Annotated in this window: 11 protein-coding genes; 5 read left to right on the top strand and 6 right to left on the bottom strand. The window is 68.2% G+C overall.

Going from position 1 to position 12,395, the window contains the following annotated elements:
• Positions 1–70: 70 nt before the first annotated feature.
• Positions 71–3,604 carry a metallophosphoesterase family protein gene (locus tag ABZ863_RS30675; RefSeq protein WP_358542768.1) on the bottom strand — a complete coding sequence of 1,178 codons (3,534 nt, stop codon included), beginning with the start codon at positions 3,602–3,604 and terminating at the stop codon, positions 71–73.
• Between the two features lie 164 nt (positions 3,605–3,768).
• On the opposite strand from ABZ863_RS30675, the gene ABZ863_RS30680 reads away from it, so the two are divergent.
• On the top strand, positions 3,769–4,494 hold the full coding sequence (locus tag ABZ863_RS30680) for an SDR family oxidoreductase (protein ID WP_358542770.1): 726 nt from the start codon (positions 3,769–3,771) through the stop codon (positions 4,492–4,494).
• A 67-nt stretch (positions 4,495–4,561) separates the two neighbouring features.
• Here the strand turns inward: ABZ863_RS30680 and ABZ863_RS30685 are convergent, their stop codons facing one another.
• On the bottom strand, positions 4,562–5,011 hold the full coding sequence (locus tag ABZ863_RS30685; RefSeq protein ID WP_358542773.1) for an Rrf2 family transcriptional regulator: 450 nt from the start codon (positions 5,009–5,011) through the stop codon (positions 4,562–4,564).
• 126 nt (positions 5,012–5,137) lie between these two features.
• Here ABZ863_RS30685 and ABZ863_RS30690 point away from each other — a divergent pair, with 126 nt between their 5' ends.
• Positions 5,138–6,259: an NADH:flavin oxidoreductase gene (locus tag ABZ863_RS30690; protein WP_358542775.1), complete on the top strand. Its 1,122-nt coding sequence runs from the start codon at positions 5,138–5,140 to the stop codon at positions 6,257–6,259.
• 14 nt (positions 6,260–6,273) lie between these two features.
• Here the strand turns inward: ABZ863_RS30690 and ccrA are convergent, their stop codons facing one another.
• The 4 genes from ccrA to ABZ863_RS30710 are packed head-to-tail and all read right to left on the bottom strand — an operon-like array spanning position 6,274 to position 10,375.
• Positions 6,274–7,599: a crotonyl-CoA carboxylase/reductase gene (ccrA, locus tag ABZ863_RS30695; RefSeq protein ID WP_358542776.1), complete on the bottom strand. Its 1,326-nt coding sequence runs from the start codon at positions 7,597–7,599 to the stop codon at positions 6,274–6,276.
• A gap of 15 nt (positions 7,600–7,614) precedes the next feature.
• Positions 7,615–8,412 carry an SDR family NAD(P)-dependent oxidoreductase gene (locus ABZ863_RS30700; RefSeq protein WP_358542778.1) on the bottom strand — a complete coding sequence of 266 codons (798 nt, stop codon included), beginning with the start codon at positions 8,410–8,412 and terminating at the stop codon, positions 7,615–7,617.
• Positions 8,409–9,167, bottom strand: coding sequence for an enoyl-CoA hydratase-related protein (locus tag ABZ863_RS30705; RefSeq protein WP_358542780.1), 759 nt, complete (start codon positions 9,165–9,167; stop codon positions 8,409–8,411). Before ABZ863_RS30705 ends, ABZ863_RS30700 begins: the two co-directional genes overlap by 4 nt.
• Positions 9,164–10,375 carry a beta-ketoacyl-[acyl-carrier-protein] synthase family protein gene (locus ABZ863_RS30710; RefSeq protein WP_358542783.1) on the bottom strand — a complete coding sequence of 404 codons (1,212 nt, stop codon included), beginning with the start codon at positions 10,373–10,375 and terminating at the stop codon, positions 9,164–9,166. The genes ABZ863_RS30705 and ABZ863_RS30710 overlap by 4 nt, the downstream gene beginning before the upstream one ends.
• A 427-nt stretch (positions 10,376–10,802) precedes the next feature.
• On the opposite strand from ABZ863_RS30710, the gene ABZ863_RS30715 reads away from it, so the two are divergent.
• The 3 genes from ABZ863_RS30715 (at position 10,803) to ABZ863_RS30725 (ending at position 12,373) form a co-directional block, all read left to right on the top strand.
• Entirely contained in the window at positions 10,803–11,732 is a 930-nt protein-coding gene (locus tag ABZ863_RS30715) for an acyl-ACP desaturase (RefSeq protein ID WP_358542785.1), read from the top strand.
• Between the two features lie 135 nt (positions 11,733–11,867).
• Positions 11,868–12,062, top strand: a complete 195-nt coding sequence (locus ABZ863_RS30720) for a hypothetical protein (protein WP_358542787.1) — start codon at positions 11,868–11,870, stop codon at positions 12,060–12,062.
• A 107-nt stretch (positions 12,063–12,169) separates the two neighbouring features.
• On the top strand, positions 12,170–12,373 hold the full coding sequence (locus ABZ863_RS30725; protein WP_358542789.1) for a cold-shock protein: 204 nt from the start codon (positions 12,170–12,172) through the stop codon (positions 12,371–12,373).
• Positions 12,374–12,395 lie beyond the last annotated feature (22 nt).

Genomic DNA, 12,395 nt, shown 5'->3' on the forward strand with positions numbered 1-12,395 from the left:
GACCAGGCTGGCTATATCCACATTGGACAAAGCCTGGCCGGGCAGCAACCCCGTCGTCGGTGAGCCGTTGTCAGCGCTGTGGCTTACAGATCGGCGGGCCGGGCTTGTCGGTCGGCGGTCCCGGCTTGTGGCTCGGTGGGCCCGGCGGCCGGCAGGTCGGCTCAGCGGGGACCGTGAACGACGCGACCGGGCCGTGGAAGCCCTGATGGGTGAGCGCGGCGTGCACGGTGCTGCCGGCCGGAACGGTGATCGGTCCCGTGTACGGCACCGGGTCGCCGAAGTCGCCGAGTGCCCCCTCGGACACCACGTAGGAGATGGCGTACGCGGGGTCGCTCACCGCCGGGCCGGTGCCCGACTTGGCCAGCGTGACCACGTTGCCGTCGGCCGTCGCCTCGACCGCGCTGTCGCGGAAGTCGTGCAGGACGGCGCCGCCGCCGATGCTGCCCTCGATCACCGTTTTTCCGCCCAGCACGTAGTGGCTGCGGTAGAGCGCGGTGTTGGTGTTGGTGATCGTGCTGTCCGTGATCGTGAACAACGGGCCCGCGCTGTAAGCGTAGATGGTCCGCGCGCCGACACCGGACACCCTCGACCGCTCGATCGTCACCGACTCCCTCGACCCGTCCGTCACGATGACGCCCTGCGAACCGGACATCGTCGCGTCGGAGTCGATCGTGGCGTCCTCCACACCGAGGTGACCGCCCGAGCTGACCCTGACGAACGCGGCGCGCGCGGTGTTCTCGGCGTCCTGGAGCAGCGTCACGTTCGGGCCCACGGTGAGCTCGGCTCCGGAGACCGCCACGTAGACGTTGCCCCGTACCCGCAGCGTCGTCGGCGTCTCGGCCCGCAGCCGCACCGCGCCCTGCTCGAACCGGAGCGGGCCGCCTGCGTCGTCGGCGTCGAAGTCACGGGTCAGCCAGACGTCCTCCTCGCCGTCACCGATCTCGGCGATCCGGTAACGCAACTCGGCGATGCTGCCCGCCTTGTACTGCCGCTCCGCCGAGATCGGGTTGAGGAACTCGATGGCGGCCCGAAGCCGGTCGTGTGCCTGGTCGACCTCGGTCTGTGATGCCAGTGGGCTGGCCAGCACCGTGCGGCCCGCGTCGATCGCGTCAAGCAAAAACCGGTAGCTGTACCGCGTATAGCCGGCCTCGTCAGGTGCGTTCTCGCCCGTCACCGTAGCGACGAGGTCGGCGAGCGCGTCCTTGTTGGTGAATGGCAGCGGGTTCAGCTGGCTGGAGATCCCTGCGAGCAGCGGGTGCGCCGGGGTCGCGGGCTGCCATGCCCACACCGTCTCGAAGTCCCAGCCCAGGTCGCGGTACGTGCTCTCGGCGATGAAGTCCGGCTCGGTCAGCTCGGTGACGCCGCGCTGCTCGGTCTGCGTCCCGGTCACCGGGACATCGGCCCACACGACGTTGTTGTCCACCCGTGCCGCGTCGTCGGCCTGTCCGACCAGCGCGCCTGCGTTCGTACCGGTGATGAGGCGGTTGGCGGCCACGGTGTCGTGGATCCGGCCGGATGCCGACGCCAGCCGGCCGATCGCGCCGCCCGCCAACTCGCGGGTGGTGACGACCGCACCGGTCACGAGGCTCCGCTCGACCGTCGCGGTGGCGCCCGCGGGGATCTCACCCACCAGGCCACCGGCCGTTGCCGAGCCGTCGAGGTGCACCGTCGAGTACGAGTCGGCGACGCCGCCGCCGGCCAGTACGCCGACGATCCCGCCTGCGGTGTCCTGTGTGGACTCGACGGTGCCGGTCACGTAGACCCGCTCGATCTCGCCGCCGTCGACGATGCCGGCCACGCCACCGACGGCACCTTCGGCGTCGCGGTACTCGACGCGGGCGAGCCCGAGGTCGCGTACCCGGCCGCCTTCGCCGAGGCGGGCGACGAAGCCGCTGGCGGCGGGCTGGTGGTCCAGCTCCCAGCCCTGGTCGTAGTCGAGGTAGAGGTTCGAGATCGTGTGGCCGTTCCCGTCGAACGTCCCGGTGAAGCCCGAGGACAGCCCGAGCGGCCGGAACCCGCGCAGCCGCTGCAGGTCGATGTCGGCGGTGAGGCGGTAGTCGCCGTCGGCAGGCAGTTTGTCGAAGCCGTTGCCCAGGTTGTTGCTGAGGTACATCAGCTGCGCCGCGGTGCTGATCTCGTAGGTGCCGTCGACCAGCGGCGGATAGTCCTCGTCGTGGACCTGCTCCGGCGCGGGCGGCGGCACCCAGTCGTCGAGCGACGGCGTCAGCGCCTTGGTGATCTCGAACGTGTCGTTGACGCTGTAGGCCTTCGTCTTCGGGTCACGACTCGTCGAGGTGATCGAGATCTTCTCCGGCGACACCGAGACGGTCTGGTAGCTGGATTCCTGGTTGTCCTTGTAGACGGCCGTGTAGCGGCCTGCGATGTCCGGGTTCCAGGTGTACCCCTGGCCGTCGCCGACTGCCGCGCCCGTGACGTAGGTGGTGCCCTCGCCGTCACCGACCACCACGTCGTCCTTGAGCGGGTTCGTGCGCAGGTACATCCCGTCGTGCCCGGACAGCGACAGGTCGATGCCAGCCTCGTCGAAGGCCTTCGCGATGTCGCGGTAGTTCGACGGGTGGTTCCGCCTGCCCAGGTACGGCCCGTGGTGGTAGGCGGCGATCTTCCACTTCGCGTCCGAGGCCTGAACCACGGTCTTCAGCCAGTCCAGCTGCGGCTGCAACGCGGCGTCGTCCAGCTGGTCGAAGTGGTTGAGCACAATGAACAGCGCATCGCCGTGCTCGAAGTAGTAGGCGGTGTTGCGCAGCGTCTTCGCTTCCTCGCCGACGGCGGTCGGTTTCCCGTCTGCGGCCCCGAAATAGGCGGGCCCGTTCGGCGGGATGTTCGTCCGCGCGGCGAAGTTGGTGAAGTAGGGGTCCGGGGACTCCCAGTCGAGGTATCCGTCGTCGGGGTTGCCCTCGTACTCGTGGTTGCCGATGGTGAAGTACGTCGGCACCGACGTCGACCTGGACTGCAGCGCCCTGAAGAAGCCGTCCCACTGCTCCGACTTGTAGCTGTGGTTCACCTGGTCGCCGGTGAACAGCATGAAGGCCGGGTCGGGCGCCTCCCTGAAGGCCCGGTCCATCGCGGGGATCAGCGTATCCGCATAGCCCTCGTAGTCGTTCATCTGGGCGTCGGTGTACCAGTGGAACGCGAACTCGCCGACCTCGGCGTCCCGCGTGGTGAAGCCGTGCACGTCGCTCATGTGCGCGTCGCCGTCGCCCACCCGGTACACGTATTCCGTCGACGGCAGCAGACCCTCGATCTCGACCTTGTGCCCGTTGACCGGCCGGCTCGTCGCCACGTTGATGTCGGCGCGCTCCCACCGTCCCTCGGCCCGGTCCGCGAACTCACCAGTGTCCGCAAAGGACTCCTTCGTCGCGTACTCGATCACCGTGTCCGTGACGTCGGGCTCGGTGACCCAGCTGAACCGCATCGACACCGGCCCCGACCCCTCCGGGCCGGACAGCATCGAGATCTGCGACGGATCATCGGTGGCGGCGTACGAATCGTCCGCCGCGCTGGGCTGGGCGATCAACACCGAACCGGCGAGGACGGCCGCGACGGACGCGACCACACCCCACCCGGAGGCTCGGGACACAGGCACGCAGGTCTCCTCGAATCAGCCAGAAGTAGGTGCCCGAATGCGGGCGACGCAGAGCCTGAAGAGCAGACATATCGCCAGTTGGGCCAGCAGATGAACAAGGCACCACAAATGACACAAATCTGATCAACCGCCCTGCCGCGGAGCTGGGGCGTAGCATCGAGTGGATGGCGGAACTGGCCGGACAGACCGTTGTCCTGATCGGCGGTAGCGCGGGTATCGGGCTGGAGACAGCTCGGCGTGCCAGGGCTGAGGGCGCCGATGTCATCCTCACCGGCCGCAATCCCGACCGGCTCAGGCAAGCCGCGGCGGAGGTCGGCGCGCAACGCACGGCAGCCTTCGACGCCAACGACGCTACGTCACTGGAGAAGTTCTTCCAGGACCTGCCTGCACCGATCGACCACGTGCTGGTCACGGCCGGTGGCCCACGCTACGGACCGCTGCTCGACATGAGCTCGGCTGAGGTGCGCGAGGCGATCAGCGACCACGCGGTGCTGGCTCTCGAAGTCGCGCGCAATGCCGTCGGCAAGATGCGGCCAGGGGGCACGCTGCTGTTCATGGGCGGCACGGGCGCCCGGCGCGTCGGTCAGGGCCTCGGGATCGCCTCCGCCGCCACCGCCGCGCTGCCTCCGTTCGCCGCCGCCCTCGCGCTCGAACTCGCGCCGGTTCGGGTCAACCTCATCGCCGCCGGTTTCGTCGACACCCCGTTGTCGGCGTCGCTGCTCGGAGACCAACTCGAGGAGCGCCGCAACGAGCTGCGGGCAACGCTCCCGATCGGCCGCGTCGTCGGCCCCGCCGACGTCGCCGCGCTCGCCGTCCACATCATGGCCAACACCGCGCTCACCGGCGCGACGTACGACATCGACGGTGGGCAGCAGTTCGTCTCCTCGTGAACACAGCTGTTGGAGGAGGTCATGCGCCCGCGTGACCTACGAGACGTACCTCGTCGGATGAATCTGTTCAGCACCGGCTTCCGGATTCCCGTTGGATGCTACGAAGTTCCCGCAGGCTGTCGGCCAGTGTCTGGTCACCGAGCGCCCCGAGCACGGCCTGCTCGGCCTGTTCGGTGAGGCGAGCGAAGTACTCCCCCGTGTGCGCGGTCACCAGGCACACGTGCTCGCCCTCGGGGCGGCAGGCCCACAGCGGTTTGTCGCCAACGGAGCAGCGATAGATCTCGGCGAGGGTGATGTCCTGCGCGGGCCGCGCCAGTCGTGCACCGCCGGCGCGCCCCTTCGCCGACTCCACCAGTCCTGCACGTACCAGCGGAACCAGCAGCTTCCGGACCAGGCTGGGATTGGTGTTCAGCCCTTCGGCGAGCTGCGCGGAGCTCAGGATCGGGGAACCGTCCTCGGCAGCAACCGCGAGGAGCAGCAGCGCCTTCAGCGCACTGGAGAACCTGATGTCCAGCACTGGGCGCACCACCCTCCATCGTTGGCGACCGCAATAGCAATCGTCACAGTTGCACTTCGCGGCTTCAACTGTATCTTTGATGGGCGCATTTTGTTGGCCGGCTACCTACCTCAGGAGTTCGACAGCATGCCCTCTAACGCGGCCCAGTCCCTCGCCCGGCCCTTCGCACTCGGCTCGGCGAAGCTTCGGAACCGGATCGTCATGGCCCCGATGACCCGTGCCCACTCCCCTGGCGGCATCCCCGGCGAGAACGTCGCCGACTACTACGCGCGCCGGGCCGCGGCCGGAACGGGATTGATCATCACCGAGGGCACCTACGTCGACCACCCCTCGGCGGGCGACGTCGAGAGCGTTCCCCGCTTCCATGGCGACCAGCAGCTCGCCGGGTGGAGCCAGGTCGTGGCCGCAGTGCATGCCGCAGGCGGCACGATCATGCCACAGCTGTGGCACATCGGCATCCAGCGCCGCCCCGGCAACCCGCCCTTCCCCGAGGCTCCCTCGGTCGGTCCCTCCGGCGTCGCCCTCGACGGCACCACCGGGGCCGGGGCGACGCTGTCGCTCACAGATATCGACCACATCATCCGAGCGTTCGCCGATGCCGCGCAGGAGGCCGAGCGGCTCGGGTTCGACGGCATCGAGCTGCACGGCGCGCACGGTTACCTCATCGACCAGTTCCTCTGGGAGCGGACCAACCGTCGCACCGACGCCTACGGTGGCGACCCGTTGTCGCGCACCAGGTTCGCGGCCGACATCATCCGTGCCATCCGCGAGCGGGTCTCCCCCGAATTCCCGGTTCTGCTGCGGTTCTCGCAGTGGAAAGCCGGCAACTACGACTCCAGGCTCGCCGGAAACCCTGATGAGCTGCAGGCCCTGCTGGAGCCGCTGGCCGAGGCCGGCGTCGACGCGTTCCACGCCTCCGGCCGCCGCTACTGGGAACCCGAGTTCCCCGAATCCGGTCTGGACCTGAACGTGGCCGGCTGGACCAAGAAGCTCACCGGCAAGCCGGTCATCACCGTCGGCTCGGTCGGGCTGGACGCCGTCTTCGACACCAGCTCCTTCGCCCCCGGGGCACGGGCCGGGGTGACGAGCGTCGAACGGCTCGTCGACCGCCTGCAGCGGGACGAGTTCGATCTCGTCGCGGTCGGCCGCGCACTGCTGGCCGACCCGGAATGGGCGCAGAAGATCCTCGACGGCCGCGGGAGCGAGCTGACCCCGTTCACCCACGACGCAGTCCAGACGCTGCGCTGAGCCGTCGACTTCGCTCAGCGTCGCAACGGCCCCAGCCACGCCTCGCCGAGGCTCGCTCGCCGTTGCTGGTCGGTGACCCCGAGCCCTGGCTCGGGAGCAAGGCACAACACACCCACTTTGCCGACGTGCCCACCGGTCTGCATCGAGCGGGCGGCCTCCGCGACCTCCGACAACGGGTAGACCGTCGACAGGGTGGGCGCGATGGCGCCGAGCCGGCACAGCCGCATCATCTCGTCCGCTTCGTGCAGGTTCATCCCATGGCTGCCCACGATCCGCTTGAGGCCCATCCACAGGTAGCGGTTGTCGAACGTGTGCTCGTACCCGGTGGTGGATCCGCACGTGACCACGGTCCCTCCGCGGCGAGCCACCAGCACCGAGATTCCGAAGGTCTGCCTGCCGACGTGGTCGAACACCACGTGCGGATCCTCGCCCACCTCGGCCCTGATCGCCTTGCCAAGGCGTTTACCCAGCCGCACCGTGGTTTCCGCCGACACCTCGTCGGCGGTGAGACCGATTTCCGCGCGGTTGAGCACGATGTCGCAGCCGAGCCGCTTCAGGGCCTCGGCCTTGCTCTCGGAGTTGACCACCCCGATCGGGATACCACCCCCGTTGCGTACCAGCTGCACCGCGAAGGAGCCCACCCCTCCCGCGGCGCCCCAGATCAGGACGACATCACCCTGCTTGATGCGGGCGCCCCGGTCGCTGACCAGCATCCGGTAAGCCGTGCCACCGCACAGCGGAACGCAGGCGGCCTCCTCCCACGTCAGGTGAGCGGGTTTCGGGAGCAGCTGGCTGGCGCGAGCCACCGCATAATGCGCGAGCCCACCGAAGTTCGTTTCGTAGCCCCACGCCTTCTGGTCGACGCCGAGCATGCCGTCCATGTGCGTCAAGGGATCCTGATCGTCCACATAGGCCGCGTTGACGACGACCCTGTCCCCCACCCGCCACCGGCGGACGCCGGCGCCGGTACGGACCACTACCCCCGCGGCATCCGAACCGACGACGTGAAACGGTTGGTCGTGGCGGGCTTCATAGCCACCGCCTCTGGCAAGCCGCCGCAGCGCCCCGAAGGTCGACACCGGTTCGAAGGTCGCCGACCAGACCGTGTTGTAGTTGAGCGAGCTCGCCATCACCCCGATGAGAACCTCATCGGGCGCGAGCTCGGGCATCGGTACCCGCCCCACGTGCAGTGCCTTGCGGACGTCCTTGTCCGCCACACCGCGGAACAGATCCTCGTCCTCGCGCCGCAAGTGAGCGGCGACGTAGTCGGGCGGCACAGCGGCCGCCCGCATCAGCTCGGGTGCACCGTCGGTGCGGAGCACCTCGGAAAGTTCGTCCATGACAACCTCTTTCGGTCAACGGGAGGCGGTGTTCCCGGGAGAGCCGCCGGATCCGGCGGCCACCCGTGCGGCGCCGTCGAGACGGATGACCTCCGCATTGAGCATGGGGTTCTCCACAACGTGCTGGACGAGCGCGGCGAACTCGTCCGGCATGCCCATCCGCTTCGGATGCGCGGTCTGTTCGACCAAGGACGTGCGTAGCCGCTCCGGCACTGCCGCCGCCATCGGGGTGTCGAACAACCCCGGAGCGATGGTGACGACCCTGATCAACGCCGGCGCGAGATCGCGAGCCGTGGGAAGCGTCATGCCGACGATCCCGGCCTTGGCCGCCGCGTAGGCCGCCTGACCTTGCTGTCCCTCGAACGCGGCGACGGAGGCGGTGTTGATGACGACCCCTCGCTCCCCTGCGTCAACGGTGTTGCCGGCCATCCGCTCGGCCGCGAGACGGAGCACGTTGAAGGTGCCCACCAGGTTGACCTGGATCAGCTCGTTGAACGCCTCCAGCGAGGCGGCGACGCCGTTACGATCGACCGTCCGCGCGCTCGCCACAATGCCGGCGCAGTTCACCACAGTCCGCAATGGACCTTGCGTAGCGGCGAGGTCGAGTGCCGCCGCGACCGCCTCGGCGCAGCGGGTGTCCGCGGGCGCGAACTGGGCCCGGCCACCGAGCTCCGCCGCGAGCTCCCGGCCGCGCCGCTCGTCCCGGCCGACCAGTACCACCGCCGCGCCCGCACGCAACAGCCTTTGCGCGGTGGCCAAGCCGAGGCCGGAGGTTCCACCAGTGACCACAGCGGCTGTTCCGTCGAGTCTCATGCCGGCGACATCCCTTCACGTTTCTCCACGAACGCCCGCAGGCCTTCGGTGAACCCGGCCGAGCGCAGAACCGGCTCCACGTGAGCGCGCTGCCGCTCCCACGCCTCGCCCGGTGGCCAGGCGGTGGACTGCTGCAGAATCCGCTTGGTCGCGGACGTCGCGATGGCACTGTTGCCGCAGATCCGCCCCGCCACGTCCATTGCTCGCGTCAAGCTCGTGCCAGGGTCCACGACCTCATTCACCAGACCCCAGCGGGCGAAGAACTCCGCCGGGCGGATATCGCCGGTCAAAGCGAGTTCGGCCGCGATCTGATAGGGCACCCGGCGCGGTAGCGTCAGCAGCGCTCCGCCCGCCGCGATCCCACCGTGCCTGACTTCGGGCAGCCCCAGCCTGGCGTCACGGGCCGCGACGACGAGGTCGCAGGCCAGACACAGTTCCAGTCCGCCCCCCAGCGCATAGCCCTCCACCGCGGCGACCAGCGGTTTGGACACTTCGCGACCGAGCACGCCGGAACCGACGTCGAGCACCATGTCCCGTAGGGCCTCCTCGCCCGCTCGCAGGTCCGCTCCTACGCAGAAGTCCCGGCCGGTCCCGGTAACGACCCCTGCGGCGAGGTCGGAACCGGTTTCCAGAAGGTCAAAGGCGCGGGCCAGCTCGCCCAGCATCGCGCGGTCGAACGCGTTACCGGTCCGCGGCCGGTTGAGGGTGATGACGAGAACCGGCCCGCGTCGCTCGGTGAGAACATCCTGGTTCATGGTGCGGTGAACGCCAGCACGGAATTGTGGCCGCCGAAACCGAACGAGTTGGTGAGTGCGGCGCGCACGGCGACCTCCCTTGGCGCCCCGGTGACCACGTCGATGTCCAGTTCGGGATCGACCGGGTCGGCGCCCAGCGTTGGCGGAACCACGCCGTTGGCGATCGCCTGCACCGTCGCCACGGCCTCCAGCGCTGCCGTCGCACCCAGGGTGTGGCCGGTCAGCGACTTGCTCGCGACGACCGCCGGGCGTGCGTCTCGATCGCGGAAGACCCTGCGCAGAGCGAGTGCTTCCACCGCGTCGTTGAGCCGCGTGCCCGAACCGTGCGCGTTGACGTGCTGGACCTGCTCGGGCCGCAGTCCCGCGGAACGCAGCGCCTTGACGATCGCCTGTTCAGGGCCGACCGCGGCCGGGTCGAGCCGGCACATGTGATAGGCGTCGCTGGTGCGCCCGTATCCGGCGAACTCGGCCACCGGGGCCGCACCCCGGGCAGCGGCGTGAGAAGCCGACTCGAGCACCAGCAGCGCGGCGCCCTCACCAAGGACAGAACCCGAGCGGTCCCGGCTGAACGGCCGGAACGCCTCCGCCGGAACGTCGCAGGTGGACATCACACTGAGGCGGTCGAAGCCTGCCATCACATGCGGCACGATCGGTGCTTCCGCTCCCCCGGCCAGCACCACCTCCGCCTCTCCGGAGACGATCATCTGACGCGCCGCGATGAGGGCGTCGGCGCTGGACGCACAGGCACTCGTCGTGACGCCTGTCGGTCCGGTGAACCCATGGTGGATCGCGATCCACGCGGGCGCGTTGTTGGGCATTGACATCGGGACGAAGCGCGCCTGCACGGCACCCGGTCCGCTTTCCAGCAGTGCCCGGTGACTGTCCTCCAGGGACTCGATACCGCCATAGGCTGTGCCGAGCATCACACCGACTGCGGCGGGGTCGACCTGACTCAGACCACTGTCGTCAATGGCCAACTGGGCGGCTGCCGCAGCCAGCTGGGTGCAACGGTCGGTCCGGGCGATCTCGTCGTCGGCGAGCCGAAGGCGAGGGGGAATCTCCAGCTCCGCCACCACAGGGGTGAAGGGGCCATACGGCTCGAATCGAGACAGCTTCCCGAGACCGCTGCGGGAGGCCAGCTGCGACTCCCAGAACTCGAGCGTGCCGATTCCATTCGCCGCGACGACTCCCGCGCCGGTGACCACCACACGTTCGATTCCGTTACGCGAACAACCAAGCCCGGACATAAATCGAGCTATTTACAGCCAAGAAGCGAAACAGCGCAAACTACGGGCCTGGCACGTTCCCGTAGCCTAACCGTACCCGGGTCTCGTTTCCAAGGTCAGACAGTTACGCACAAGCGGCATGAGCGCCAGCGATCGGCAAGCCGCACCCTTCGCTGCGACAAGCCGGACAGCCACGGAAAGCGATTCTTCCGTTACAAGAATTCCGTAATACCGGCGAATTGCGATTTGCATCGAACACACCGAGCATGCGAAAACACCCGGGCTTCGCGCCGGGATGTTCAGCGGCTCCGTCTTCCGACCGGGGCCAGATTCACGATCGGCCTCGCGCTCACCTAACACTAACCTACGGTTGCGTAGGTTAGGCTGGAGTCTCTTCGAAGGAGTGCCCATGACTCATCCCGACCCAACTCGCCTGCTGCTGGATCTCGAGTCGACGGCGGAGGAGAACCTCAACCGGCACCTGAGCGTCGCCAAGGATTGGATGCCCCACGAGTACGTGCCATGGGGACAGGGCCGCGACTTCGCCGACCTCGGTGGCGAGGCGTGGGACCCGGAGCAGTCCCGGGTATCCCCGGAGGCGCGCGTCGCATTGGAAGTCAACCTGTTGACCGAGGACAACCTGCCCAGCTATCACCGCGAGATCGAGCGGGCTTTCGGGCGGGACGGCGCGTGGGGCGAATGGGTGCACCGGTGGACGGCGGAGGAGGGCCGCCACGGCATCTGTATTCGCGACTATCTGGTGGTGACCAGAGCCGTCGACCCCGAGGAGCTCGAGCGGGCCCGGATGCAGACGATGCAGGCCGGCTACGACAGCGGTGACAAGCCGATGCTCAACGTTTTCGCCTACGTGTCGTTCCAGGAACTGGCCACCCGGATCTCACATCGCAACACCGGGCGGTTCACCGAGGACCCGCTGGCCGACAAGCTGCTCACCCGCGTGTCGATGGATGAGAATCTGCACATGGTCTTCTACCGCAACCTGGTCAAGGCGGCCTTGGAGATCGCACCGGATGCGACGCTACGCGCCATCACCGACGAGGTCATCGGATTTCAGATGCCCGGCAGTATCATTCCCAGTTTCGCCCGTAAGGCGGTGACGATCGCCAAGGCGGGCATCTACGACCTGCGGATCCATCACGACGACGTGGTGTGGCCGTTGCTGCGGCACTGGCGGGTGTTCGACATCGAGGGTCTGGGCGCTACCGGAGAGGCAGCACGCAAGGAGCTGGCCGACTTCCTGACCGCCCTGGACACCCAAGCGCGCCGGTTCGAGGAACGACGCGATCGGGCGGCCTCACTGGCACGTGACCGAGGCTGACATCTTCGGTGACCGACATCCAACAGGACTAGTGGAGGCGGCCTCCGCCTGTCACGATGGGTATTGGGACGGATCGCGACGGCGAGTTCCCGTCATGACAGCCACGTGAATGTGGCGGAACAGGGAAGGTGCCGGATGACCTTGGCTCGACACACGAGCGCTCCGCCCCCGGCGCGGATCACGCAGGCCAGAGCAGTCGAAGACCGCCACAGCGCTATCCAGAACGCCCGCGCGGCCAGGACGGTCGCCGATCACGCGGCCGACGTGGAGGACTGCTCTCAACTGCTGGCCATGCTCGGTTTGGATGCCGCGTCCGGCAAGCTCCGGTGAACCCGCTCCAGCGGGCCGAAGAGAAGCCTGCCATGCTGGTACCTTCGTAATCTGGTGTCGGCTGGCCTCACCGTGGGGACAAGACGGCGCCGCAGGGAGATGTAGGCATGGCGCAAGGCAGTGTGAAGTGGTTCAACGGCGAGAAGGGCTTCGGCTTCATCGCACAGGATGGCGGCGGTCCGGACGTCTTCGTGCACTACTCGGAGATCCAGGGCAGCGGCTTCAAGTCTCTCGATGAGGGCCAGCGCGTTGAGTTCGAGGTGGGACAGGGTCAGAAGGGACCGCAGGCTCAGGGCGTGCGCGTCATCTGAGGACTGAAAAGCGGCGCGCCCT

Origin of the sequence: Saccharomonospora sp. NPDC046836, assembly GCF_040645195.1 — a bacterium.
Classification (GTDB): domain Bacteria; phylum Actinomycetota; class Actinomycetes; order Mycobacteriales; family Pseudonocardiaceae; genus Prauserella_A.

Coding starts and splice junctions, on each gene's coding strand:
- ABZ863_RS30705 (WP_358542780.1), bottom strand. CDS start 9,167: ATGAACCAGGATGTTCTCACCGAGCGACGCGGGCCGGTTCTCGTCATC.
- ABZ863_RS30690 (WP_358542775.1), top strand. CDS start 5,138: ATGCCCTCTAACGCGGCCCAGTCCCTCGCCCGGCCCTTCGCACTCGGC.
- ABZ863_RS30720 (WP_358542787.1), top strand. CDS start 11,868: ATGACCTTGGCTCGACACACGAGCGCTCCGCCCCCGGCGCGGATCACG.
- ABZ863_RS30715 (WP_358542785.1), top strand. CDS start 10,803: ATGACTCATCCCGACCCAACTCGCCTGCTGCTGGATCTCGAGTCGACG.
- ccrA (WP_358542776.1), bottom strand. CDS start 7,599: ATGGACGAACTTTCCGAGGTGCTCCGCACCGACGGTGCACCCGAGCTG.
- ABZ863_RS30680 (WP_358542770.1), top strand. CDS start 3,769: ATGGCGGAACTGGCCGGACAGACCGTTGTCCTGATCGGCGGTAGCGCG.
- ABZ863_RS30725 (WP_358542789.1), top strand. CDS start 12,170: ATGGCGCAAGGCAGTGTGAAGTGGTTCAACGGCGAGAAGGGCTTCGGC.
- ABZ863_RS30700 (WP_358542778.1), bottom strand. CDS start 8,412: ATGAGACTCGACGGAACAGCCGCTGTGGTCACTGGTGGAACCTCCGGC.